Below are 23,936 nucleotides of genomic sequence, written 5' to 3'. Positions count from 1 at the left end.
AGCTAGCAATTCGCATTGGTTGTCAGAGGCTGTGCAGCCCAAGAAAATCGACAATCTGGGTGAAATGATTCTCAAAGTCCGTGAAAGCATGGTTTCCGCCTTCTTCTACAGTCTGGCGGCAAGAGGCGTAATACGCCACCGCCTGGCGGTAATCCAGCACTTCATCACCCGTCTGTTGCAGCAGCCAGAGGAGATCTGGCGCGTCAAGCGGGTCTATTTGCATCACTTTGAGGTCGTAAATATGGCGAGACTCTAGCACATATTGCTGCCCGGTGTAGGGGTTCTCGTTCTGGCCGAGAAAGTCCGTCAACAGCTCAAACGGGCGTACCGCCGGGTTGACGACGACCGCTGGCAGCATAAAGCATTGGGACAACCAGGTGGCGTAATAACCGCCGAGCGACGAGCCAACAACGCCGAAGGATTCGCCGCCGTGTTCCATCACGATGGACTCCAGCATCTCTGCCGCATCCGCCGGATACGGCGGCAGCTGCGGGACAATCATCTCGATATGCGGATGATGTTCGCTGAGCCACTGGCGAAACTGGGTCGCCTTTGCGGAGCGCGGCGAGCTGTTAAACCCGTGCAGATAAAGGAGCGTAGACATCAGTATCCTTCTGAAGCAGTGTCAGGACGGAACTGTGCCCCTTCCAGACGACACACTTCCGTGGTCAGCCGGCCATCCGCATGGAGTTCCAGCCAGCGCCATCCCGGCGCGATGGTATCTAAGGTGAAGTTGGCGCAGTGCGGTTTAAACTGCACGCAGGTCGACGGCGTCGCCAGCAGACGGCGGCCATTCCAGTCGAGATCCTGTTCCTGATGAATGTGTCCGCACAGCAGATTGTTCACATGGGGATATTTCGACAGCACGCGGTCGAGCGCGGCAGAGTTGCGCAGGCTGTGCTGATCGAGCCAGCTGCATCCCGCCGGGAGCGGATGGTGATGCAGCAACAGCAGGGTATGGCGTTCAGGTGCATCAATGAGTTTGCTTTCGAGCCACTCCAGCTGGAAATCGCTCAGCTCGCCGTGCGGTACGCCGAAGACCTGGGTATCCAGCAGCAGAATTTGCCAGTGATCGCCCACGAACACACGCTTGGCCGGTGAAATACCCGCGTCCTGAAGCGCGCTGTACATGGCGGGCTGAAAGTCATGATTACCCGGTAACCAGACGCAAGGCACGCTGAAGCTCGCGATCCCTGTAGCAAAATGCTGATAGGCCGCGGCGCTTTGATCCTGTGCCAAATCCCCCGTCGCAACGATCAAATCACAGTCGCGATTTTCGAGGTGAATGGCATCAAGTACAGCCTGATAACTCTCCCAGGTATTCACACCCAGCAGCGTTTCATGCTTTTCGGCGAACAGGTGAGTATCAGTAATTTGTAATATCCTGACTGGCGCCCCACCAGCAACAGTCAGGTTCAACAGGCTTTCCAAATGGTGTCCTTAGGTAGGTTTATGACGCTAACAAACCGGAATCGCCATTGCTCCATGTGCTAAACAATATCTTAGCCAGTCAGCTAAAAACTGGTTAATTTGATGCTTTTCGTCGCGTTGATGCAACTTTTTATTAGGATAATCATATCGCGCTTTGAAGCGAAAGATCTGCTGACTCGAACACACTTCAGCCACCATCGCGTCGTGATAAAGCCTGACGGTCATCGACGGCAGGCTCCAGTAGCTGACGGACGGCGCCGTTTGTTTAATCTCGACCAGCGTAGTGTAGCGAGTGGATTCCACAATCGTTAATCGATATTGCGCATTGCTCACCTGATAGCTCACCGTTTCGCCGGCCGCATCGGTGCGCGGCAACAGGCGACGTAATTGTGCGAAGTTGGTCTCGCACAGACGCATCATTTCTGGGAAGTCAGGTGTATAACGCTTCATTTTTTCCACTCTTTTCGTAAGTCTTGATAATGCAGCTGTAGCCATTGCAAAGCGATGACAGACGCTGCGTTGTCGATTTTCCCCTCATTGACCCATTGATAAGCCTGCTCCCGACTCACCACATGAACACGAATATCTTCGTTTTCATCTGCCAGACCGTGAATACCTTGTGCGGTCGTGGCGTCCACTTCACCCACCAGAATGGAAGAGCGCTCGGTGGTGCCACCTGGGCTTGCCAGATAGCTCAGCACCGGTTTGGTCCGGCCGACAATCAGCCCGGCTTCTTCCTGCGCCTCGCGGCGGGCGACCTCTTCCGGCGTTTCGCCCTCTTCGATCATTCCCGCGACGATCTCCAGCAGCCATGGGCTTTCGCTGGTATCCAGCGCGGCAATTCGAATCTGTTCAATCAATACCACTTCGTCACGCACTGGGTCAAAGGGTAGCAAGACTGCGGCATGCCCGCGCTCAAAAATTTCACGTCGAACTTCGCCACTCATTTCACCGTTAAACAGGCGATGCCTAAAACGGTAAAGTTCCAGTGAAAAAAAACCGCTATAAAGCGTTTCCCGTGCAATAATTTCTACATCGTTTTTAGAGAGCGTCACTGGCAACTTATCTGGTTTTTGCATGGCGATATCCTGGTCACAATTGTGTTGAAATCATGAATTTCAAGGCTGTTTGGCTGCCGTTTGACAGGCTATATGATAGATTGGTGCAAATTACCGCCAGATGGCACGTAACGCCAACCTTTTGGCGTGGATGATTCTGTTAGAATCGGCAATTATTTTTAATTAGATCAGCGCTAATACTGCTTCACAACAAGGAATGCAAATGAAGAAATTGCTCCCCATCCTTATCGGCCTGAGCCTGACGGGCTTCAGCGCGATGAGCCAGGCAGAAAACCTGTTACAGGTTTATCAGCAAGCACGTCTGGGCAACCCTGAGCTGCGTAAGTCAGCCGCCGACCGTGATGCTGCGTTCGAAAAGATTAATGAAGCACGTAGCCCGCTGCTGCCGCAATTGGGTTTAGGTGCAGATTATACCTACAGCAATGGATTCCGTGACAGCAACGGTGTGAACTCCAATGTCACCAGCGCCTCACTGCAATTAACGCAGACCTTGTTTGATATGTCCAAATGGCGTGCCCTCTCCTTGCAGGAAAAGAGCGCCGGTATTCAGGACGTAACCTATCAGACCGATCAGCAAACGCTGATCCTGAACACCGCTACCGCTTACTTCAACGTGCTGAGCGCGATCGACTCGCTCTCCTACACCGAAGCGCAGAAACAGGCGATTTACCGTCAGTTGGACCAAACCACCCAGCGTTTCAACGTAGGCCTGGTCGCCATCACTGACGTGCAGAACGCCCGTTCACAGTACGACAGCGTGCTGGCGAACGAAGTAACTGCCCGTAACAACCTCGACAACGCACTCGAATCTCTGCGTCAGGTGACCGGCAATTACTACCCAGAGCTGGCGTCTCTGAACGTTGATAACTTCAAGACTGACAAACCTCAGGCAGTTAACGCCCTGCTGAAAGAAGCTGAAAACCGTAACCTGGCGCTGCTGCAGGCTCGTCTGAGCCAGGATCTGGCGCGCGAGCAAATCCGCCAGGCGCAGGATGGTCATCTGCCAACCGTGGGGCTGACCGCATCGACGGGTGTTTCTGATACTACCTATAGTGGCTCAAAAACCAACACCACCCAATTCGATGACAGCAACCAGGGCCAGAACAAAATCGGCCTGAACTTCTCTTTGCCTCTTTACCAGGGCGGCATGGTGAACTCTCAGGTTAAACAGGCACAGTACAACTTTGTTGGCGCGAGCGAGCAGCTTGAAAGCGCGCACCGCAATGTTGTTCAGACCGTTCGCTCTTCCTTTAACAACGTGAACGCCTCCATCAGCAGCATCAACGCTTACAAACAGGCCGTTGTGTCTGCACAAAGCTCCCTGGATGCGATGGAAGCAGGTTACTCCGTCGGTACGCGTACTATCGTTGATGTGCTGGATGCGACCACCACGCTGTATAACGCGAAGCAACAGCTCTCCAGCGCTCGTTATAATTACCTGATTAACCAGCTGAATATTAAATCTGCGCTGGGTACGCTGAACGAGCAGGATCTGCAAATGCTGAACAGCACGCTGGGTAAACCGGTTTCAACAACGCCTGAAAGCGTTGCCCCGGAAAACCCGCAGCAGGACGCCAGCGCTGATGGCTACAATGCCAACAGCACCGCCCCTGCCGCTGAGCCAGCCGCGGCACGCACCACCACAACAAATAGCACCGGAAACAACCCGTTCCGTAACTAATTGTTGAATAATCCCTCTCCCTTTCGGGAGAGGGTCACATTTGAACGTAAGCCAACGTAAAGATCCCCCGAATCCCCCTCTGCGCTTCATTTTCGACCACTCATCCTCTATCCTGAGCCTTATTTACTTCGTTCTACCACTGGGTCCTGGAAGACAAAATGAAACGGACAAAAACGATCAATCACGCTTCGTTCCGCAAAAACTGGAACGCACGCCATCTCACCCCTGTCGCCCTGGCGTTCACCGCCGTATTTATGCTGGCAGGCTGTGAGCAATCCGATGAAACAGTCTCGATGTATCAGAATGCCGATGACTGCTCGTCAGCCACCGGTAAAAGCGCGGAATGTACCACTGCCTATAATAATGCTCTGAAAGAAGCAGAACGTACTGCGCCGAAATACGCCACCCGTGAAGACTGTATCGCCGAGTTCGGTGAAGGTCAGTGCCAGCAGGCACCGGCTCAGGCTGGCATGGCACCTGAAAACCAGGCGCAGGCCCAGTCCAGCGGCAGCTTCTGGATGCCGCTGATGGCAGGCTACATGATGGGCCGCATGATGGGCGGTGGAATGGGCTTCCAGCAGCAGCCGCTGTTCAGCTCCAAAAATCCATCCAGCCCGGCCTACGGTAAATACACCGATGCGAGCGGCAAAAACTACGGCGCAGCGACGCCAGGCCGTTCGATGACGGTTCCGAAAACCGCGATGGCGCCAAAACCTGCGACCACCAGCACCGTGACGCGCGGTGGCTTTGGCGACTCCGTGGCGAAACAAGCGACCATGCAGCGTAGCGCGACAGGTTCCACCACGCGCTCAATGGGCGGCTGATAATGGAACGAGTCAGTATTGTCGAGCGCCCGGACTGGCGCGAAAAAGCCACCGAATATGGTTTCAACTTCCACACCATGTACGGCGAACCGTACTGGTGTGAAGATGCCTATTACAAGCTCACCCTCGCCCAAGTCGAAAAACTGGAAGAGGTGACTGCCGAACTGCACCAGATGTGCCTCAAGGTGGTGGAAAAGGTGGTTGCCAGCGATGAGCTGATGACCAAATTCCGCATTCCAAAGCATACCTGGGGTTTTGTACGTCACGCCTGGCAGACCCACCAGCCTTCGCTCTATTCACGCCTCGATCTGGCGTGGGACGGCGTAAGCGATCCTAAGCTGCTGGAAAATAACGCCGATACGCCAACCTCGCTGTACGAAGCAGCGTTCTTCCAGTGGATCTGGCTTGAAGATCAGGCGGCGGCGGGCAATCTGCCGGAAGGCAGCGATCAGTTCAACTCCTTGCAGGAAAAATTGATCGAGCGCTTCGCTGAACTGCGCGAGCAGCACGGATTTAATTATCTGCATCTGGCCTGCTGTCGCGATACCGTTGAAGATCGCGGGACCGTGCAATATCTGCAGGACTGCGCAGCCGAAGCGGAAGTGGCCACTGAGTTCCTGTATATCGAAGATATCGGTTTAGGCGAGCGCGGCCAGTTTACGGATACGCAGGACCAGGTGATTAGCAATCTGTTCAAGCTCTATCCGTGGGAATACATGCTGCGCGAAGTGTTCTCTACCAAGCTGGAAGACGCGGGCGTGCGCTGGCTGGAACCGGCCTGGAAGAGCATTATCTCTAACAAAGCGCTGCTGCCGATGCTGTGGGAGATGTTCCCGAATCACCCTAACCTGCTGCCTGCGTATTTCGCCGAAGATGATTATCCGCCGATGGATAAATACGTCATTAAGCCGATCTTCTCCCGCGAAGGGGCGAACGTTTCCATTATTGAAAACGGCAAAACCCTCGAAGCGGCGGAAGGCCCGTACGGCGAAGAAGGAATGATCGTGCAGGAGTTCTATCCGCTGCCGAAATTTGGCGACAGCTATGTGCTGATTGGCAGCTGGCTTATCAACGATCAGCCTGCGGGGATTGGGATTCGCGAAGATCGCGCGTTGATCACCCAGGATCTGTCGCGCTTCTATCCGCATATTTTTGTGGAGTGATGGATTTGCCGGGTAGTGGCTTCGCCTTACCCGGCCTGCAAAATGCACGAACCTGAAGCCCGGTAAGCGCAGCGCTACCGGGCTTTTCGTTAGCCAATTTGCACCGACAGCATACTCAAACTGCCCATCTCGATGCCCTCCACCGGCACGGTCACCGGTTCACTGCCGTCCCACGCGCCCAGCACGTACAGCAGCGGCAGGAAGTGCTCCGCCGTTGGATTAGAGAGCGAACCGCCCTCGTGATCCAGATAGTTCACCAGCGGATGTTCTTCCGCAGGTCCTTGCCAGGTGAGATTGGCTTTTACAAAATCATTGAACGACGTGGCCCATGGGTATGGCGTGTTTTCACCGTGCCAGCGGGCAGTGCGCAGGTTATGCACCACGTTACCGCTCGCCACCAGCATGATGCCTTCACCGCGCAGTTTTGCCAGCTTGCGACCGATCTCAAGATGCCACGCCGCCGGTTTAGTGCTGTCGATACTCAGCTGCACCATGGGGATATCGGCATCCGGATACATTTTGATCAGCACGCCCCAGGAGCCGTGGTCGAAACCCCAGGCCTCTTTATCCAGCGTCACCGGAACAGGCGCCAGCAGTTCCACCAGCTGTTGTGCCAGCGCTGGCGAACCCGGTGCAGGGTAATGGGTGTCATACAGCGCCTGCGGGAAGCCGCCAAAATCATGAATGGTTTTCGGTGCTTCCATGGCCGTGACGCCGGTGCCACGCGTAAACCAGTGTGCAGAGATCACCACGATGGCCTTCGGACGCGGCAACGTCTCGCCCAGGTGACGCCAGGCACGCGTATAGACGTTATCTTCCAGAACGTTCATCGGACTACCGTGGCCCAAAAACAGTGCTGGCATACGAGAAGAAGTCATGGTGATATCCTTACATAGGGTGTTTATTTAATGTCACTACATTACCCGCTATCTGCACAACAAGAACTCAGATAAGCGTGATGAAGATCTTCAGAAAATTTGAATGTAAGAAATATGTAAAGCCGTGAATGCCCTCTCGCTTTGCAGCAGATTAGTCATTAACATTAATGAGAATCATTATCATAAGGAGCATTGAATGTCAGTACCCTTGATTCTGACGATACTTGCGGGTGCCGCCACCTTCATCGGTGCCATTCTTGGCGTGCTCGGACAAAAGCCTTCGAACCGCGTGCTGGCGTTTTCTCTCGGCTTTGCCGCCGGGATTATGCTGCTGATCTCCCTGATGGAGATGCTGCCTGCGGCACTCGGTACCGAGGGGATGTCGCCGGTTCTCGGCTACGGCATGTTCGTCGTGGGCCTTCTGGGCTATTTCGGTCTCGACCGGATGTTACCCCATGCGCATCCGCAGGATCTGATGCAGAAAAGCGTCAAACCGTCGCACGGCAACATCAAACGCACGGCCATTTTGCTCACCCTCGGCATCAGTCTGCACAACTTCCCTGAAGGCGTCGCCACCTACGTGACGGCGAGCAATAACCTTGAGCTGGGCTTTGGGATTGCGCTGGCGGTGGCGTTGCACAATATTCCTGAAGGACTGGCCGTCGCTGGCCCGGTTTATGCTGCGACAGGCTCAAAACGCACGGCGGTTTTTTGGGCCGGGATTTCGGGTCTGGCGGAGATATTAGGCGGCGTGCTGGCGTGGCTGATTCTGGGCAGCATGATCTCCCCGGTGGTAATGGCCGCAATTATGGCTGCGGTGGCGGGGATTATGGTCGCGCTGTCCGTAGACGAACTGATGCCGCTGGCGAAAGAGATCGACCCTAACAATAACCCCAGCTACGGCGTGCTATGTGGAATGTCGGTGATGGGATTAAGTCTGGTACTGCTACAAACAGCAGGAATCGGATAAAAAAACGCCGGGATAACCCGGCGTTTTTTATTTAGCTGGCTTTACGTTCATGCGCCTGGCGGTAGGCCACCAGATCTTCGATGGTCACCACAGCCATATTGTGTTTCTTCGCAAACTCGATGCACTCCGGCGCACGCGCCATGGTGCCGTCATCGTTGGTCAGTTCACACAGCACACCCGCAGATTTAAAGCCTGCCAGCGTCACCAGATCGATGGTCGCTTCAGTGTGGCCGCCGCGCGTCAACACGCCGCCCGGCTGCGCGCGCAGTGGGAAAACGTGGCCAGGACGGTTCAGGTCTGATGGCTTAGCATTATCCGCGGTGGCGGCACGCACGGTCGTCAGGCGGTCAGCAGCAGAAACGCCGGTGGTCACACCGTGCGCGGCTTCGATGGTCACGGTAAAACCGGTACCGAATGCGCTGGTGTTGTTTTCGACCATCATCGGCAGATCGAGCTGTTTACGACGTTCGTCGGTCAGACAAAGACACACGATGCCACTGCCGTGACGAATGGTCAGCGCCATCTGTTCAACGGTCATGGTTTCAGCGGCGAAAATCATATCGCCTTCGTTTTCACGGTCTTCATCATCGAGAACCATCACACCGCGATGTTCACGGAGTGCGGTAAGAGCAAGCTCTACACGGTCAGTAGAGGTGCCAAATGCGGAAAGTAGCGTCTGATTCATGGTAAAAAAACCTCATTAAAATTATGGTTACCAGAATCAGGGCAGTCTTAGGAGCACCGCGTAAGCGGTAAAAAAATAACGTGAGCGGGCCTTGCCCGGCTTGATCGTTACTCTCTCCCATCCGGACTCTAACCGTCGGCTCCGGAATTACACCGGATCTGCTGACCTTTGAGTTTTCACCCAAAGCGCTCGCGGGCTTTCAGCGCAAGGCTGATTTACCGCCGGTGGGGAATTTCGCCCCGCCCTGAGAATAAGCGAGATAACTATAACGCTATTGATTATGCTGGGCAATGCATAAGCATCAAACAATTCTGGATTTGCATTTCATCATCCAAATTGCCTGGGCGTCGACGGCCCCTCCAACCCCGTTCACATCGTTAACGTGACTTTGGGTGGATTTCACGCTAACCGCATCGCAAATGATTTTGTGCAAAAGATCGCGGGTAACGCGCTACAATGTTCGCTAACACCTTCTGATCAAGGGAAACGACCATGATTGACCCGAAAAAAATTGAACAAATTGCCCGTCAGGTTCATGAATCTATGCCGAAAGGTATTCGTGAGTTTGGCGATGACGTCGAGAAGAAAATCCGCCAGGTGCTGCAGTCGCAGCTGACGCGTCTTGATCTGGTGAGCCGTGAAGAGTTCGACGTGCAGACGCAAGTGCTGCTGCGCACCCGCGAAAAGCTGGCGCTGCTGGAGCAACGCCTGACCGAACTGGAAAACCGCAGCCAGCCCGCAGAAGTGAAACCGGCACCGGCGATTCCGCCCGTCGACGAAGCATAAAAAAGCCGGGTGGCGCCTGCGCCTTCCCCGGCCTGCAAATCGGAAAAAAAAACGGCAACCTCAGTTGCCGTTTTTTGTATTTGCACCCTCTCACTGTGGAGAAGGTTAAGTGAGAGCATCAGCCCGCACCAATCCCATTTTACTGTCTGTCTTTCTGGATCTTCTTAATGATGTTGGTGGTAGAACACCCGTCCTCAAAATTGAGTACCATCACTTCGCCGCCGTTGGCCCAGACCTCTTCACTCCCCGCAATCTGCTCCGGCTTATAGTCGCCGCCCTTCACCAGCAGATCCGGCAGAATGCCAGCAATCAGACGCTGTGGCGTGTCTTCTTCAAAAGAGACCACCCAGTCGACCGCTTCCAGCGCGCCGAGCACAATCATGCGCTGCTCCAGTGGGTTCACCGGACGCGTTTCGCCCTTAAGCCGTTTGGTAGACGCATCGCTGTTCACCGCGACAATCAGACGATCGCCAAGCTTACGCGCATTCGCCAGATACGAAACGTGGCCGGCGTGCAGAATGTCGAAGACGCCGTTGGTCATGACCACTTTCTCGCCGCGCTTGCGCGCCGCAGCCACCGCAGTTTTCAGTTCGTCCTCACTCATCACGCCAAAACCGGTATCCGCACGTCCGCGTACCGCATTTTCCAGCTCGATCGGCGAAACGGTAGACGTCCCCAGCTTACCGACCACGACGCCTGCCGCCGCGTTGGCAAAGTAGCAAGCCTCTTCCAGTGAATTGCCCGCCGCCAGCGTCGCCGCCAGCACGCCAATCACCGTATCGCCTGCACCGGTCACGTCGTACACTTCCTGCGCCTGGGTCGGCATATGCAGCGGCGCTTTGCCCGGCTGAAGCAGCGTCATGCCCTGCTCAGAGCGGGTCACCAGCAGCGCGGAGAAGTCGAAATCGGCGATGATTTTCATCCCGCGCTCCACGATCTCTTCTTCGTTTTTGCACTTGCCCGCCACCGCTTCAAATTCGGAGAGGTTAGGCGTCAGCAGCGTCGCGCCGCGATAGCGTTCAAAATCGGTCCCTTTCGGGTCGATCAGCACCGGCACACCCGCTTTACGCGCCAGCTGAATCATCTGCTGTACGCTGGCAAGCGCACCTTTGGCGTAGTCAGACAGCACCAGTGCGCCGATATTGCCCAGCGCCTGCGCGATACGCTCGTGTAGCGGCTCAGGATCAACACCTTCAAAACCTTCTTCGAAGTCGAGGCGGATCAGCTGCTGGTTGCGGGACAGCACGCGCAGTTTGGTGATGGTTGGATGCGTTGGCACAGAAACGAAATCACACTTCACGTTCACGTCGGCCAGCGTTTTGCTGAGCGCGCGTGCCGCATCGTCAATGCCGGTCAGCCCTACCAGACGCGAATGCGCGCCGAGAGAAGCAATATTCATCGCCACGTTTGCCGCGCCGCCGGGACGCTCTTCAATGGTATCGACCTTCACGACCGGGACCGGTGCTTCCGGGGAGATGCGGCTTGTCGGCCCGTACCAGTAGCGGTCCAGCATCACATCACCGACAACCATAACTCCAGCACGTTCAAACTCTGGCAGTGTTACTTTCATTCCTGACTCCAGAAAGATTCACAATTTGCGCGCGATAATATCACACTTGTTTTGTTACGCACGGTTCCACCAGCCACTTCTGCCAGCTGGTTCGAACGCGTTCTCGCTCAATGCTGAAACATTCCGCCGCCACATGGCCCGGCTGTTCATGTAACGCCAGATGATGCAATTCATCGCGAAGCGTGGTGTAGGCGTGGGTCAACGCCTGCGCTTCTTGCTCATCCATAATGTCGTTTTGCGCCAGCAGTTCCAGAATGCGCACGTTATCAGACCAGCGCGTCAGCTTCGGCTTGTCGTGCGCATGACGAAGCACCAGATACTGAGTAATAAACTCGATATCGGTGATCCCGCCCTCATCGGCTTTGATATCAAAGCGATCGCGATGCTTGTTTCCGAGATGGGCGCGCATCTTCTCACGCATCTCTCGTACTTCGGTTTGCAGAGTTTCGCCCTCACGCGTTGCGGTAAGCACATCACGGCGAATGGCGTCGAACTGCGTTTTCAGCTGCGGATCGCCGTACACCACACGGGCACGCACCAGCGCCTGATGCTCCCACGTCCAGGCTTCGTTTTGCTGATAATCCGCAAACGACTCGGTAGACGTGACCAGCATCCCCGCCGCCCCGGACGGGCGCAGGCGCGCGTCCACTTCGTACAAAATACCGGAGGAGGTGCGGGTGCTGAAGAGGTGCATAATGCGCTGCGCCAGACGCAGGTAGAACTGACGCCCGTCGATTTCGCGGTCGCCGTCGGTCATGACATCCACCGGGCAATCGTGCAGGAAAATCAGATCCAGATCGGAGCTGTAGCCCAGCTCCCAGCCGCCCAGTTTGCCGTAGCCGACCACGGCAAAACCCCGTCCTTCGCGATCCGCCAGATGTTTTGGCTGACCGTAGCGCACGACCATTTGGCTCCAGGCCTGCTGGACCACCGCGTCGATGATCGCTTCCGCCAGCCAGGTTAAATGGTCGCTGACTTTCATCACCGGCAGGGTGCCCGCGATATCGGCCGCCGCCACGCGCAGCATCTGCGCCTGTTTAAACTGACGCAGCGCTTCGAGCTGTTGCTCTTCGTCCTCTTCCGGCACGCGCAGCAGATACTGACGCAGTTCGTCGCGATACGCATCCATCGCTGTCGGTTGATAGAGGGTGTTAGGGTCAAGCAGCTCATCCAGCAGCAGCGGGTAGCGCGCCAGTTTGCTCGCCACCATCGGCGACGCGGCGCAGAGTGAAATTAAATGTTTGAGCGCACCGGGGAATTCACTCAGCAGTTCAAGATAGGTCGTGCGGGTGATGATGCCGGTGAGCAGCGGCGTCAGGCGCGACAACGGAATCGGCGCATCCGCACGCGAACAGACATTGCTCAGCAGGTGCGGCATCAGGTGGTCGAGCACCTGTCGCCCGCGCGGGCCGATGGCGCGCTTGTTCATCTCCATGCGGAAATCGGCGATCAGCGCCACCACGCGATGACGGTCGTCGTCGCTCAAATGGGCCAGTACCGGCGTGGTGTCATCTTCCTGCAGCGCATCCTGCCACAGCTCGCGCCAGTGTTCGGACAGCGTATCGTCCGGCGATTCGCTCTCGTCATCGCCAATCAAATCATTAAAGATGCGTCGAACGCCCGCCATATGGGCGTCCAGCGTCTCCGTCAGCCCCTGCCAGTCGTCAACGCGCATGCCCCAGGCCAGCCGCGCGCGGTTCAGATCGTCGCCCGGCAGCGTCTGGGTCTGTTCGTCATTGATGCTTTGCAGCAGGTTTTCGAGGCGACGCAGATAAAGGTAGGCATCGTGCAGAGTCTGGGCGTCACCCTCCGGCAGCAGATGCAGCTGTTCTAGGGCGTTAAGCGTCGGCAGCAGCGAGCGGGACTGCAGGGACGGCTCACGCCCACCGCGAATCAGCTGGAACACCTGCACGATAAATTCGATTTCCCGGATGCCGCCCGCGCCGAGCTTGATGTTGTCTTTCAGGCCCCGGCGGCGCACCTCGCGGGCAATCATCCCTTTCATATTACGCAGGGACTGAATGACGCTGAAATCGATATAGCGGCGGAACACGAACGGGCGCAGCATGGCGCGCAATTCGCTGGCGTAAATGTCGTCTTTGTCGCCCATGATCCGTGCTTTGACCATCGCGTAGCGCTCCCAGTCGCGCCCCTGCTCCTGGTAATAATCTTCCAGCGCGGCAAAGCTCAGCACCAGCGGGCCGCTATCACCGAACGGGCGCAGGCGCATATCCACGCGATAGACGAAACCGTCCTGGGTTGGCTGATCCAGAGCTTTGATTAGCCGCTGGCCGAGACGGGTGAAGAACTGCGCGTTATCCAGTTCGCGGCGGCCCCCACGGGTCGCGCCCTTTTCCGGCCAGGCGAAGATCAGGTCGATATCCGACGAGAAATTCAGCTCACCGCCGCCCAGTTTCCCCATGCCTAAAATCATCAGCGGCTGCGGCGTGCCCTCTTCACTGCACGGCGTGCCCCACTCTTTGCAGCAGGCGTCGTACAGCCAGTCGCGTGCGGCGACAATCAGCGTTTCCGCCAGACAGCTCAGCTGCTGCAGAGTGCTCTCTTCGCTCACCAGCGCCAGCGACTGCGCCCAGGCGATACGCACCATCACGCGACGGCGGAACTGGCGTAAAACGCGCATCAGCGTCGGCTCGTCTGCCACCTCTGCCAGCGCGTCGCTCAGCCACTGAGCGTAGTGCTGCCATTCGTCGGCCTGCGGCGGTGCCGCTTCCAGTTCAGCCAGCCAGTCAGGATTCGCGGTAATGCTCTCCTGCACAAAATCACTAAAAGTAAGCACTTGCTGCGCCTGCTCACTCAGTGAGGCGGCGGGTAATGACTCCGGCAGACGCGCACAAACCGTCTGCCAGTGCTGCTGAAGCTGTGAAGAAAGCGGCATCATGGGGTTCCTTGCCTGAGTTAACGTTTTCCGCTGTGCAGCCAGAACGGCTCTTGCGAAATAGCCTCGTTACGGAAATGTTCAATTTCAATACGCTGGCGCGTCTCAATGGCATGGCGAAGCCCCTGCCAGTTCTCCAGCCACGCCTGCGCTTTCGGCCCATCGTAACTTCCCGATAGCAGCAGAACGCTGTCGATATCACGGTTCAGACGTACCAGCTGATCGCTGTACTGATCGCCCAGCGGGCGGTCAAAAATGGTTTTCAGCTCGGAGTTGCTGCGGGACAAATGGGTATCCGCAAAACGCTTAAACGACTCGGCGATTTTCTTCTGGGTTTTATCATCCAGAAAACGCTGCCAGCCGCGCGTCACCAGGAATTCCGTTAACGCCAGTTTGGCGGCCGCAGTTTGCGGGCTGTAGACCGCCGTTTCGGCAGAGACGTCAGTGGCCATCAGCGTTTCGGTCTGGGTCAGGAAATCACGTAAGTGAGTGCTCGCTTTACGCGGTACGACGCCGCCAAACAGCGTCAGGGTGCTGCGTACCAGGCCCATCGCCGCAATCACATGTTTTTTCGCGTCGCTCACGCCGCGTATCCACAGCTCCTCGTGGTACTGCCACTGGCTCAGGGCCAGCTCCAGCGAGGCTTCCAGACCCTGCTCAACGCTGGATTTAGGTGCCACGTGCAGGATGGTGGTGGCTTTCACCTGACGCGGCGCATTTCCCGCCGCCAGATGGTAGCCGCGCGCGGCCTTGCTCAGGCTGCCCTGACGCAGACCCGACTGGCCCACCAGCTTACGTGCCAGTTTGAGCACGTCGTCAGCGCTGCCTTCCAGCAGTTCAAGCTCCAGCTCGCAAATCGGTTCCTGGAACTCACCCGCTTTCACTTCGCCCCGATCGAGGGCAATTTCGATGCGGCTTTTGCCTTCGTTCACCAGCCATTTTTCACGCCAGAAATCGGTGCTGAACAGCGGCTGAACCTGCGCTGACAGCCCGTCCGGCAGCTCACCGTTCGGCCAGACTTCTGCCGGAAGACGATTCAGCTCAAGTTCTGGCTTTTCAATGTCGATATTGTATTCAGGACGCTGATGCAAACCGCCCACCACACGCCCGGCAATTTTCATCGTCATTTCATAGCGCCCGTTCGCACCACGGATGCGCAGCCCCATATCGTGACGACGCAGCCAGTTATCCGCCGTTTCGTAATAGATATTGAGGAGTTGCACCGGCTCGTGGTGCTCGCTGGTCAGCTGATTCAGATGGTTACGCAGCGCATCAACGCTGCCCGTTTCGACGATAAATTTTAATTCGATCTCTTGTGCCATAGCCCTGTACTTTCGGTTGCGTCACAGCCGCGTCAATGAAGGCGAACTTCCTCGCCATTTGTTTGTCAGTACATAGTATTTTGCGCCAAATTGCCACGCAATGAGCAATTTGAGGGGTGTAAAAGTCTGAAGCCGTGACACAGATGATTCCGATTGCTGACGAATGCTTTGCGTGGAGACACTGTTGCCACTACTATCGTTCCACTTTTTATGAAAATAACGACTAATGATGCTTAAATTACGCCTGATTGGACTGACTTTACTTGCTTTCAGCGCCGCGACTGCGGTCCACGCTGAAGAGAAACGTTATGTTTCCGACGAATTGAACACCTGGGTACGTAGCGGCCCTGGAGATAATTATCGCCTCGTGGGTACGGTGAATGCCGGCGAGGAAGTGGTTCTGTTACAAACAAATCAGGACAGTAATTACGGTCAGGTGCGCGACAGTACCGGCCGTACGTCGTGGATCCCGCTGAAAGAGCTGAGCACCGTTCCGAGCCTGCGCACCCGCGTGCCGGATCTGGAAAATCAGGTGAAAACCCTGACCGATAAGCTGACTAATATCGACACCACCTGGAACCAGCGCACGGCTGAAATGCAGCAGAAAGTGGCCCAGAGTGACAGCGTGATCAACGGCCTGAAAGAAGAGAACCAGAAGCTTAAAAACGAGCTGATTGTGGCGCAGAAAAAAGTGAGCGCCGCCAATCTGCAGCTCGATGACAAACAGCGCACCATCATCATGCAGTGGTTTATGTATGGCGGCGGCGTGCTGGGCGTAGGTCTGGTACTCGGTCTGGTTCTGCCACATCTGATCCCAAGCCGTAAGCGTAAAGATCGCTGGATGAACTAATTCGTCTTATTCACCATACTTACGTATTATCAGGTGAAAAGAGAATTGGGGAGTTTACGGCGTGAAGATTTATCTGGTCGGTGGTGCGGTTCGTGATGCGTTGTTAGGTCTGCCGGTCAAAGATAAAGACTGGGTCGTGGTGGGCGCCACGCCAGAAGAGATGCTTAACGCGGGCTACCAGCAGGTAGGCCGCGATTTTCCTGTGTTTCTTCACCCTAAAAGCCGCGAAGAGTACGCCCTGGCGCGCACGGAGCGCAAAGCCGGTTTTGGTTACACCGGTTTTACCTGCTATGCCGCGCCGGACGTTACGCTCGAGCAGGATCTGCTGCGCCGCGATCTGACGATTAACGCCCTGGCACAGGACGACGACGGTCATATCGTCGACGCCTACGGCGGCCAGAACGATCTGCACAACCGAATTTTACGCCACGTCTCCCCGGCCTTCTCTGAAGATCCGCTGCGCGTCCTGCGCGTGGCGCGCTTCGCTGCCCGTTATGCCCATCTGAGCTTCCGCATCGCCGACGAAACCATGGCCTTAATGACCGCCATGACCGACGCGGGCGAGCTGGAACATCTCACGCCGGAACGCGTCTGGAAAGAGACGGAGAACGCCCTTACTACCCGTAATCCGCAGGTCTTTTTTCAGGTGCTCCGCGACTGCGGCGCCCTGAAGGTGCTGTTCCCGGAAATCGACGCCCTGTTTGGCGTCCCGGCTCCGGCGAAGTGGCATCCGGAAATCGATACCGGCGTTCATACCCTGATGACGTTAAGCATGGCGGCGATGCTCAGCCCGGACGTGGATGTGCGTTTCGCGACGCTCTGTCACGATCTGGGCAAAGGATTAACGCCGAAAGCGCTCTGGCCGCGCCATCACGGGCACGGCCCGGCGGGCGTCAAACTGGTAGACAATATTTGCCAGCGCCTGCGCGTGCCCAATGAGATCCGCGATCTGGCGAAGCTGGTCGCTGAATTCCACGACCTGATCCACACCTTCCCGATCCTCAAACCGGCCACCATCGTGAAGCTGTTCGACAGCATTGATGCGTGGCGAAAACCGCAGCGCGTCGAGCAGATCGCCCTGACCAGCGAAGCGGACGTACGTGGGCGCACCGGCTTTGAAGCCTGCGACTATCCGCAAGGACGTTTGCTGCGCGAAGCGTGGGAGATCGCCAGAGCGGTGCCGACGAAAGACGTGGTTGAAGCCGGATTTAAAGGCCCGGCAATCCGCGACGAGTTAACGAAACGGCGGATTCAGGCGGTAACGGACTGGAAGGAAACGCGTTGCCCTCAGCCAAAAGACTGAGGGCAGTGAGTGGCTTAGAAGAAGACCACGTAAACGGCCGCTGCGACGATAAAGCGGTAGATCGCAAACGGGATGAACGAGATACGTTTGATGATCTGCAGGAAGGTTTTGATCGCCACCAGCGCGACCAGGAACGCGGTCACAAAGCCCACGGCGAACATCGGAATGTCACCCACCGTCAGGAAGTGGAAGCTCTTATAGAGATCCAGCGCGGTGGCACCCATCATCATCGGCACCGCCAGCAGGAACGAGAACTCCGACGCCGCATAGCGGCTCACGCCCATCAGCATCCCGCCGGAAATGGTTGCCCCTGAACGGGAAAAGCCCGGCCAGAGCGCCAGACACTGGAAGCAGCCGATGATAAACGCCTGGCGGTAGGTCATATCGTCCAGACCCGGCGCTTTCGGCTCTTTAGGTTTCAGCAGTTCCGCCGCTATCAGCAGCACACCGCCGACCACCAGCGCATACATCACGTTAATTGGGTTAAACAGCGATTTGATCGTGTCGTGGAAAACCAGCCCCAGCACCACCGCCGGAACCATCCCAAGCAGGATGTGAATCAGCGTCAGACGCCCTTTCCCTTCGCCTTCGTGCTGCGGCGGGCGGCCAAAGTGAATGCCGATAAGACCGAACAGGCGACGCCAGAACATCACCACCACGGCCAGAATGGAACCCAGTTGAATGACCACTTCAAACGTTTTTGCCGTTTCGCCTTCAAAGCCGAGCAAATGACCGACAATGATCATGTGTCCGGTACTGGAAACGGGCAAAAATTCCGTCAATCCTTCGACCACACCCAGTATTGCCGCCACCAGCAGCGAGTGTACATCGCTCATCTATTAACCCTTCTAAAAATGTAAAAAACGGCGAACCTCAATGGACGCCGTGAAAGAGACAGCTTTAAGACCGGTATAACCGAAAATGGTTTAGCGATTATGACGTTAAATCTTTGCTTTAAGATTTTTGCCACGCTCAATGATCACGCCGACGTTCGCCGCGCGCGCCACGGCACCCGGTTTGCTGAGTTTAATGCGCACCCACGGCGAATTGAAACGGCTTAACAGCAGTTCAGCCACCTCTTCCGCTACGCGCTCCACCAGCGCGAAACGTTGCCCTTCGACATGCTTCACCACCGTTTCGCTGATATCCGCATAGCTCAGGCAGTCTTTAACATCATCACTTTTTGCGGCCAGGCGGTTATCCCAGCCCATTTCGATATCGAACACCAGCTTCTGCTCGATGGTCTGTTCCCAGTCGTAAACACCAATTGTGGTGATTACCGAAAGTTGCTCTATAAATACAATATCCATCACGACCTGCCTGCTTTTTGGCTAAACCGGATACCACTTCCGGCGAATTATGCGTATTATCCACAGATGCAGAGAATACAGATACATTTTCAAAACGGAACAGCGTTATGAGTGCAATCGCGCCTGGAATGATCTTCCTCGCTTACCTTTGCGGCTCAATCTCCAGCGCCATTCTGGTCTGCCGCATCGCCGGATTGCCTGACCCTCGCGTCAGCGGTTCCGGGAATCCAGGGGCGACCAATGTATTACGAATTGGCGGCAAGGGAGCAGCCGTAGCGGTATTGATCTTTGATGTTCTGAAAGGGATGTTACCCGTCTGGGGCGCCTATGCGCTGGGCGTCACGCCGTTCTGGCTGGGGCTTATCGCCATCGCTGCCTGTCTGGGCCACATCTGGCCAATATTCTTTGGTTTTAAAGGCGGCAAAGGCGTCGCCACTGCGTTTGGCGCAATCGCCCCCATCGGCTGGGATTTGACCGGCGTGATGGCTGGCACCTGGCTGCTGAGCGTATTGTTGAGCGGCTACTCGTCGCTGGGCGCAATTGTCAGTGCGCTGATCGCCCCGTTTTATGTCTGGTGGTTTAAACCCCAGTTCACCTTCCCGGTCTCCATGCTCTCCTGCCTGATTCTCCTGCGTCATCACGACAACATTCAGCGTCTGTGGCGCCGCCAGGAAACAAAAATCTGGACCCGATTTAAGAGAAAGAAAAAAGATCCGCAGTAGTTCGGACCACGAGAATTCCAGAAACCGGCTCAGAAATGAGCCGGTTTTTTTCATCTATCCATAAGCGACTCATATGACAGGGTTCATTTCTGCCAGGGCATACTGAAGCAGAAAATGGCGAGCGGATGGATGAGCATGTTAGCAACCCAGGTGACTGATAACGCGTATAAAGGCTGGCAGGCGTCGCTTGCGTTGCAGTTTCGCCACACCCCGCAAAAAACCGTCCTGCACTCGGCGCGACACATCGGCCCCCTTACCGTTCAACGCCCGTTTTATCCCGAAGACGAAACCTGCCATCTCTATCTATTGCACCCGCCCGGTGGCATTGTCGGCGGCGATTCGCTCGATATTTCAGTCCAGCTTGCAGCGAACAGCCATGCGCTGATCACCATGCCGGGTGCCAGCAAGTTTTACCGTAGCGGCGGCGCGCAGGCGCATCTTAATCAGCTTTTTTATGTTGAGGAGCAGGCGACGCTTGAGTGGCTGCCGCAGGACACGATTTTTTTCCCCGGCGCTGACGCCCGGCTTAGCTCGGTGTTCCATCTGCATCACTCCAGTACCCTGCTGGCGTGGGAGCTGCTGTGCCTGGGCCGTCCGGTGATCGGTGAAACCTTCAGCCACGGCACCCTGGAAAGTCGGCTGGAGGTGTGGCTCGACGACGAACCGTTGCTCGTGGAACGTCAGCATCTGCGCGACGGCGATCTCACGCCGGTAGCGGCTCATCCATGGACAGGCACCCTGCTCTGTTATCCGGCAAACGAAGCTCTGCTGGACGGCGTGCGCGAACGGCTGGCAGCGCTTGGGAATTTTGCCGGAGCAACGCTCACCGATGGCCTGCTGTCGGTGCGTTTTCTCTCTCACGACAACCTGATTTGCCAGCAGGCGATGCGCGATATCTGGCAATACCTGCGACCGCAGGTTACCGCTAAAGCGCCTCACGCCCCCCGAATCTGGCAGACCTAAGAGAATCCTATGGAACTGACTCCCAGAGAAAAAGACAAGCTGTTGCTGTTCACCGCCGCGCTGGTCGCGGAGCGCCGCCTCGCACGTGGCGTCAAACTTAATTACCCGGAATCGGTCGCGCTGATCAGCGCCTTCATTATGGAAGGGGCGCGCGACGGGCAAACCGTGGCGGAGCTGATGGAAGCGGGTCGCCATGTGCTGACGCGCGCGCAGGTGATGGAGGGCGTGCCGGAGATGATCCCGGATATTCAGGTGGAAGCCACCTTCCCGGACGGCTCTAAGCTCGTCACCGTTCACAACCCGATCCTGTGAGGGGAAACCGATGATCCCAGGCGAATATCAGATTAAACCCGGCCAGATCGCCCTTAACGTGGGGCGCAAAACCCAGCGCACGATCGTCGAAAATCACGGCGATCGACCGATTCAGGTGGGATCGCATTACCACTTTTACGAAGTGAACCCGGCCCTGAAATTCGATCGCGAATCCACAAAAGGCTATCGCCTTAACATTCCGGCGGGCACTGCGGTGCGCTTCGAACCGGGGCAAAAGCGCGAAGTGACGCTGGTACAGGTCGCCGGGGCACAGCGCATTTTCGGTTTTCGCGGGGAAGTGATGGGCGAGCTGGAGGACCACAATGGCTGAGATTTCGCGTCAGGCGTATGCCGATATGTTTGGCCCTACCACGGGCGATAAAGTGCGGCTGGCCGACACCGAGCTGTGGATCGAGGTGGAAAACGATCTCACGATTTACGGCGAAGAGGTGAAATTTGGCGGCGGGAAAGTGATCCGCGACGGCATGGGCCAGGGGCAGATGACGGCGCAGGCGTGCGTGGATCTGGTGCTGACCAACGCGCTGATCGTCGATCACTGGGGGATCGTGAAGGCGGATATCGGCGTCAAAGATGGCCGGATCTTCGCCATCGGCAAAGCCGGGAACCCGGATATCCAGCCTGGCGTGACGATCCCGATTGGCGCGGCGACAGAAGTTATCGCCGCCGAAGGTAAGATCGTCACCGCCGGCGGGATCGACACCCACATTCATTGGATCTGTCCGCAGCAGGCGGAAGAGGCGCTGGTCTCCGGCGTCACCACCATGATTGGCGGCGGAACCGGCCCCGCGGCAGGCACCAACGCCACCACCTGTACGCCGGGGCCGTGGTATATCGCGCGGATGTTACAGGCCGCCGATACCCTGCCGGTGAATATCGGCCTGCTGGGCAAAGGCAACGCGTCTAATCCTGACGCCCTGCGCGAACAGGTCGCAGCGGGCGCTATCGGGCTGAAAATCCACGAAGACTGGGGCTCGACGCCTGCGGCGATCAACTGCTCGCTGGAGGTTGCCGAAGAGATGGACATTCAGGTGGCGCTGCACAGCGACACGCTGAACGAAGGGGGCTTTGTCGAAGATACGCTGGCGGCGATTGGCGGGCGAACCATTCACACCTTCCATACCGAAGGGGCGGGCGGCGGCCATGCGCCGGATATTATTACCGCCTGCGCGCATCCGAATATTTTGCCCTCCTCCACCAATCCGACGCTGCCGTACACGGTTAACACCATCGACGAGCACCTCGATATGCTGATGGTTTGTCATCACCTCGACCCGGATATCGCCGAGGACGTGGCTTTTGCCGAATCACGTATCCGCCGGGAAACCATAGCCGCCGAAGATGTGTTGCACGATATCGGCGCTTTCTCGCTGACCTCTTCAGACTCCCAGGCAATGGGCCGCGTGGGCGAAGTGATTATCCGGACCTGGCAGGTGGCGCACCGCATGAAAGTGCAGCGCGGGCCGCTGGCGGAAGAGTCCGGGGAGAACGACAACTTCCGCGTCAAACGCTATGTCGCCAAGTACACCATTAACCCGGCACTGACCCATGGGATCGCCCACGAGGTCGGTTCGATTGAAGCGGGAAAACTGGCGGATCTGGTGGTCTGGTCGCCCGCGTTCTTTGGCGTTAAACCCGCCACCATCGTTAAAGGGGGAATGATCGCCTGTGCGCCGATGGGGGATATCAACGCATCAATTCCCACGCCGCAACCGGTGCACTATCGCCCGATGTTTGGCTCGCTGGGCGCCGCACGCCACGCCACGCGGATGACGTTTGTCTCCCAGGCCGCAGCGACCGGCGGCATCCCGCAGCAGCTTAACTTACAAAGCGCCATCGCCGTGGTGAAAGGCTGCCGGACGGTGAAAAAGGCCGACATGATCCACAACAGCCTGCAGCCGAATATCACCGTGGACGCGCAAACCTACGAGGTGCGTGTGGACGGTGAACTGATAACCAGCGAACCGGCAGACGTCCTGCCGATGGCGCAACGCTATTTCCTGTTCTGAGGAGAGATGATGATCTACTTAACCCAACGCCTTGATCACCCGCACCCGGTCACCGCAAGCGTCACGCTGCCGATTGATGTGCGGGTGAAAAGCCGTGCCCGCGTGGAGCTGAACGACGGGCGCGAAGCGGGGCTGATGCTGCCGCGCGGGCTGCTGCTGCGAGGCGGCGATCTGCTCACCACCGAGGACGGTCTGGAAGTGATCGAAGTGATTGCCGCGCCGGAGTCGGTGTCGGTAGTGCGCTGCGCCGATCCCTATCTGCTCGCGCGCGCCTGTTATCACCTCGGCAACCGCCACGTTCCGCTGCAAATCATGCCCGGCGAGCTGCGCTACCACCACGATCACGTGCTCGATGACATGTTGCGCCAGTTTGATCTGGACGTGACCTTTGCTCATCTGCCGTTTGAACCGGAAGCCGGGGCCTATGCCAGCGAAACCCACGGTCATGCGCATGCGCATTCCCATTAAGGTGCCCTGAAGGAATGGAGCACAACCGCCAGCAGTTACGCCTGATGCAGCTCTCCAGCAGCAGTCTGCCGGTCGGCTCTTTCACCTGGTCCCAGGGTCTGGAGTGGGCGGTGGAAGCGGGCTGGATTTCCACCGCGGCTGAGTTCAGGCAGTGGCAAATTCAGCAGATGGAGCGGAGTTTTTTGTGCGTCGATTTGCCCCTGTTTATCCGTCTGTACCGCGCCTGTGAGCAGCACGACATTGCCGCCGCAAAACGCTGGACGGCGTATCTGCTCGCCTGTCGCGAAACGCGTGAGCTGCGTGAGGAAGAGCGCAATCGCGGCGCGGCCTTTACCCGGCTGATTAAGAGCTGGGAGCCGGATTGCCCGCCCGAGTGGTTACCGCTGTTTTCCAGCAGCCAGCTGTGCGGCATGGCGTGGCTCGGTGTGCGCTGGGACATTGACGTCCAGGCGTTAGCGTTGAGCCTTGGCTACAGCTGGATGGAGAGCGCCGTCATGGCGGGCGTAAAACTGGTGCCGTTCGGACAGCAGGCCGCGCAGCAGTTGATTATCGAATTGAGCGACCATTTTGCTGCAAAGCTCGGTCAGGCGTGGGAGCGCAGCGATGACGAGCTGGGGGCGGCGACGCCGCTCTCGGCCATCGCCTCTGCGCGTCACGAAACACAATATTCACGGTTATTCCGATCCTGAGGATTTT

Annotated in this window: 25 protein-coding genes and 1 riboswitch; of the genes, 14 read left to right on the top strand and 11 right to left on the bottom strand. The window is 56.9% G+C overall.

What is annotated here, in order from left to right; translation table 11 throughout:
* Positions 1-22 precede the first annotated feature (22 nt).
* The 4 genes from yqiA to nudF are packed head-to-tail and all read right to left on the bottom strand — an operon-like array spanning position 23 to position 2,510.
* Positions 23-604: an esterase YqiA gene (gene yqiA / locus DAI21_RS08145; RefSeq protein ID WP_102104785.1), complete on the bottom strand. Its 582-nt coding sequence runs from the start codon at positions 602-604 to the stop codon at positions 23-25.
* The gene (gene cpdA / locus DAI21_RS08140) at positions 604-1,431 is read right to left on the bottom strand and encodes a 3',5'-cyclic-AMP phosphodiesterase (protein ID WP_100778895.1); all 828 of its coding nucleotides are present in this window, start codon (positions 1,429-1,431) and stop codon (positions 604-606) included. The genes yqiA and cpdA overlap by 1 nt, the downstream gene beginning before the upstream one ends.
* A 27-nt stretch (positions 1,432-1,458) precedes the next feature.
* A complete protein-coding gene (locus DAI21_RS08135) occupies positions 1,459-1,881 on the bottom strand; it encodes a DUF1249 family protein (RefSeq protein WP_102104786.1) in 423 nt (140 codons plus the stop codon).
* On the bottom strand, positions 1,878-2,510 hold the full coding sequence (gene nudF, locus DAI21_RS08130) for an ADP-ribose diphosphatase (RefSeq protein ID WP_100778894.1): 633 nt from the start codon (positions 2,508-2,510) through the stop codon (positions 1,878-1,880). Before nudF ends, DAI21_RS08135 begins: the two co-directional genes overlap by 4 nt.
* A gap of 202 nt (positions 2,511-2,712) precedes the next feature.
* On the opposite strand from nudF, the gene tolC reads away from it, so the two are divergent.
* The 3 genes from tolC to DAI21_RS08110 all read left to right on the top strand — a co-directional run bounded on the left by tolC (position 2,713) and on the right by DAI21_RS08110 (position 6,178).
* Positions 2,713-4,191: an outer membrane channel protein TolC gene (gene tolC, locus DAI21_RS08125; protein ID WP_102104788.1), complete on the top strand. Its 1,479-nt coding sequence runs from the start codon at positions 2,713-2,715 to the stop codon at positions 4,189-4,191.
* 158 nt (positions 4,192-4,349) lie between these two features.
* Positions 4,350-5,015 carry a DUF1190 family protein gene (locus tag DAI21_RS08115; protein WP_100778892.1) on the top strand — a complete coding sequence of 222 codons (666 nt, stop codon included), beginning with the start codon at positions 4,350-4,352 and terminating at the stop codon, positions 5,013-5,015.
* A gap of 2 nt (positions 5,016-5,017) precedes the next feature.
* Entirely contained in the window at positions 5,018-6,178 is a 1,161-nt protein-coding gene (locus DAI21_RS08110) for a glutathionylspermidine synthase family protein (RefSeq protein WP_102104789.1), read from the top strand.
* Between the two features lie 89 nt (positions 6,179-6,267).
* On the opposite strand, the gene ygiD is transcribed toward DAI21_RS08110, so the two are convergent.
* Positions 6,268-7,056 (bottom strand): 4,5-DOPA dioxygenase extradiol, encoded by a 789-nt coding sequence (gene ygiD / locus DAI21_RS08105; protein ID WP_107702821.1) that lies wholly within the window; start codon positions 7,054-7,056, stop codon positions 6,268-6,270.
* Between the two features lie 196 nt (positions 7,057-7,252).
* Here ygiD and zupT point away from each other — a divergent pair, with 196 nt between their 5' ends.
* A complete protein-coding gene (gene zupT / locus DAI21_RS08100) occupies positions 7,253-8,026 on the top strand; it encodes a zinc transporter ZupT (RefSeq protein WP_100778889.1) in 774 nt (257 codons plus the stop codon).
* A 31-nt stretch (positions 8,027-8,057) separates the two neighbouring features.
* On the opposite strand, the gene ribB is transcribed toward zupT, so the two are convergent.
* Positions 8,058-8,711: a 3,4-dihydroxy-2-butanone-4-phosphate synthase gene (ribB, locus tag DAI21_RS08095; RefSeq protein ID WP_095283406.1), complete on the bottom strand. Its 654-nt coding sequence runs from the start codon at positions 8,709-8,711 to the stop codon at positions 8,058-8,060.
* 105 nt (positions 8,712-8,816) lie between these two features.
* A riboswitch (FMN riboswitch) is annotated at positions 8,817-8,967 on the bottom strand.
* Positions 8,968-9,203: 236 nt separating this feature from the next.
* On the opposite strand from ribB, the gene ubiK reads away from it, so the two are divergent.
* Positions 9,204-9,497 (top strand): ubiquinone biosynthesis accessory factor UbiK, encoded by a 294-nt coding sequence (ubiK, locus tag DAI21_RS08090; RefSeq protein WP_100778888.1) that lies wholly within the window; start codon positions 9,204-9,206, stop codon positions 9,495-9,497.
* A 139-nt stretch (positions 9,498-9,636) separates the two neighbouring features.
* On the opposite strand, the gene hldE is transcribed toward ubiK, so the two are convergent.
* The 3 genes from hldE to DAI21_RS08075 are packed head-to-tail and all read right to left on the bottom strand — an operon-like array spanning position 9,637 to position 15,285.
* On the bottom strand, positions 9,637-11,067 hold the full coding sequence (hldE, locus tag DAI21_RS08085; RefSeq protein WP_107702820.1) for a bifunctional D-glycero-beta-D-manno-heptose-7-phosphate kinase/D-glycero-beta-D-manno-heptose 1-phosphate adenylyltransferase HldE: 1,431 nt from the start codon (positions 11,065-11,067) through the stop codon (positions 9,637-9,639).
* Positions 11,068-11,107: 40 nt separating this feature from the next.
* The gene (gene glnE / locus DAI21_RS08080; RefSeq protein WP_107702819.1) at positions 11,108-13,963 is read right to left on the bottom strand and encodes a bifunctional [glutamate--ammonia ligase]-adenylyl-L-tyrosine phosphorylase/[glutamate--ammonia-ligase] adenylyltransferase; all 2,856 of its coding nucleotides are present in this window, start codon (positions 13,961-13,963) and stop codon (positions 11,108-11,110) included.
* Positions 13,964-13,983: 20 nt separating this feature from the next.
* The gene (locus DAI21_RS08075) at positions 13,984-15,285 is read right to left on the bottom strand and encodes an inorganic triphosphatase (protein WP_102104792.1); all 1,302 of its coding nucleotides are present in this window, start codon (positions 15,283-15,285) and stop codon (positions 13,984-13,986) included.
* Positions 15,286-15,514: 229 nt separating this feature from the next.
* On the opposite strand from DAI21_RS08075, the gene DAI21_RS08070 reads away from it, so the two are divergent.
* Positions 15,515-16,135 (top strand): TIGR04211 family SH3 domain-containing protein, encoded by a 621-nt coding sequence (locus DAI21_RS08070; protein ID WP_100780817.1) that lies wholly within the window; start codon positions 15,515-15,517, stop codon positions 16,133-16,135.
* A gap of 61 nt (positions 16,136-16,196) precedes the next feature.
* Positions 16,197-17,438: a multifunctional CCA addition/repair protein gene (locus DAI21_RS08065; RefSeq protein ID WP_107702818.1), complete on the top strand. Its 1,242-nt coding sequence runs from the start codon at positions 16,197-16,199 to the stop codon at positions 17,436-17,438.
* Positions 17,439-17,452: 14 nt separating this feature from the next.
* Here the strand turns inward: DAI21_RS08065 and bacA are convergent, their stop codons facing one another.
* Together bacA and folB are read right to left on the bottom strand one after the other, a co-directional pair.
* Entirely contained in the window at positions 17,453-18,274 is an 822-nt protein-coding gene (gene bacA, locus DAI21_RS08060) for an undecaprenyl-diphosphate phosphatase (protein WP_100778883.1), read from the bottom strand.
* A gap of 105 nt (positions 18,275-18,379) precedes the next feature.
* Positions 18,380-18,748: a bifunctional dihydroneopterin aldolase/7,8-dihydroneopterin epimerase gene (gene folB, locus DAI21_RS08055; RefSeq protein WP_102104794.1), complete on the bottom strand. Its 369-nt coding sequence runs from the start codon at positions 18,746-18,748 to the stop codon at positions 18,380-18,382.
* A 107-nt stretch (positions 18,749-18,855) separates the two neighbouring features.
* Here folB and plsY point away from each other — a divergent pair, with 107 nt between their 5' ends.
* The 7 genes from plsY to DAI21_RS08020 all read left to right on the top strand — a co-directional run bounded on the left by plsY (position 18,856) and on the right by DAI21_RS08020 (position 23,929).
* Positions 18,856-19,470 (top strand): glycerol-3-phosphate 1-O-acyltransferase PlsY, encoded by a 615-nt coding sequence (gene plsY, locus DAI21_RS08050; protein WP_100778881.1) that lies wholly within the window; start codon positions 18,856-18,858, stop codon positions 19,468-19,470.
* 135 nt (positions 19,471-19,605) lie between these two features.
* The gene (locus tag DAI21_RS08045; protein WP_107704230.1) at positions 19,606-20,433 is read left to right on the top strand and encodes an urease accessory protein UreD; all 828 of its coding nucleotides are present in this window, start codon (positions 19,606-19,608) and stop codon (positions 20,431-20,433) included.
* 9 nt (positions 20,434-20,442) lie between these two features.
* The gene (locus DAI21_RS08040) at positions 20,443-20,745 is read left to right on the top strand and encodes an urease subunit gamma (RefSeq protein ID WP_039031754.1); all 303 of its coding nucleotides are present in this window, start codon (positions 20,443-20,445) and stop codon (positions 20,743-20,745) included.
* Positions 20,746-20,755: 10 nt separating this feature from the next.
* On the top strand, positions 20,756-21,076 hold the full coding sequence (locus tag DAI21_RS08035) for an urease subunit beta (protein ID WP_102104796.1): 321 nt from the start codon (positions 20,756-20,758) through the stop codon (positions 21,074-21,076).
* The gene (gene ureC / locus DAI21_RS08030) at positions 21,069-22,772 is read left to right on the top strand and encodes an urease subunit alpha (protein WP_107702817.1); all 1,704 of its coding nucleotides are present in this window, start codon (positions 21,069-21,071) and stop codon (positions 22,770-22,772) included. The genes DAI21_RS08035 and ureC overlap by 8 nt, the downstream gene beginning before the upstream one ends.
* Before the next feature lie 9 nt (positions 22,773-22,781).
* Entirely contained in the window at positions 22,782-23,240 is a 459-nt protein-coding gene (gene ureE / locus DAI21_RS08025) for an urease accessory protein UreE (RefSeq protein ID WP_102104798.1), read from the top strand.
* Positions 23,241-23,254: 14 nt separating this feature from the next.
* The gene (locus DAI21_RS08020) at positions 23,255-23,929 is read left to right on the top strand and encodes an urease accessory protein UreF (protein WP_107702816.1); all 675 of its coding nucleotides are present in this window, start codon (positions 23,255-23,257) and stop codon (positions 23,927-23,929) included.
* The last annotated feature ends 7 nt before the right edge of the window (positions 23,930-23,936 follow it).

It is taken from the genome of Lelliottia sp. WB101 (genome assembly GCF_003051885.1).
Taxonomy (GTDB): Bacteria; Pseudomonadota; Gammaproteobacteria; order Enterobacterales; family Enterobacteriaceae; genus Enterobacter; species Enterobacter nimipressuralis.
The sequence above is the reverse complement of the archived record's forward strand: the minus strand, read 5'-3'. Positions and strand labels throughout refer to the sequence as shown.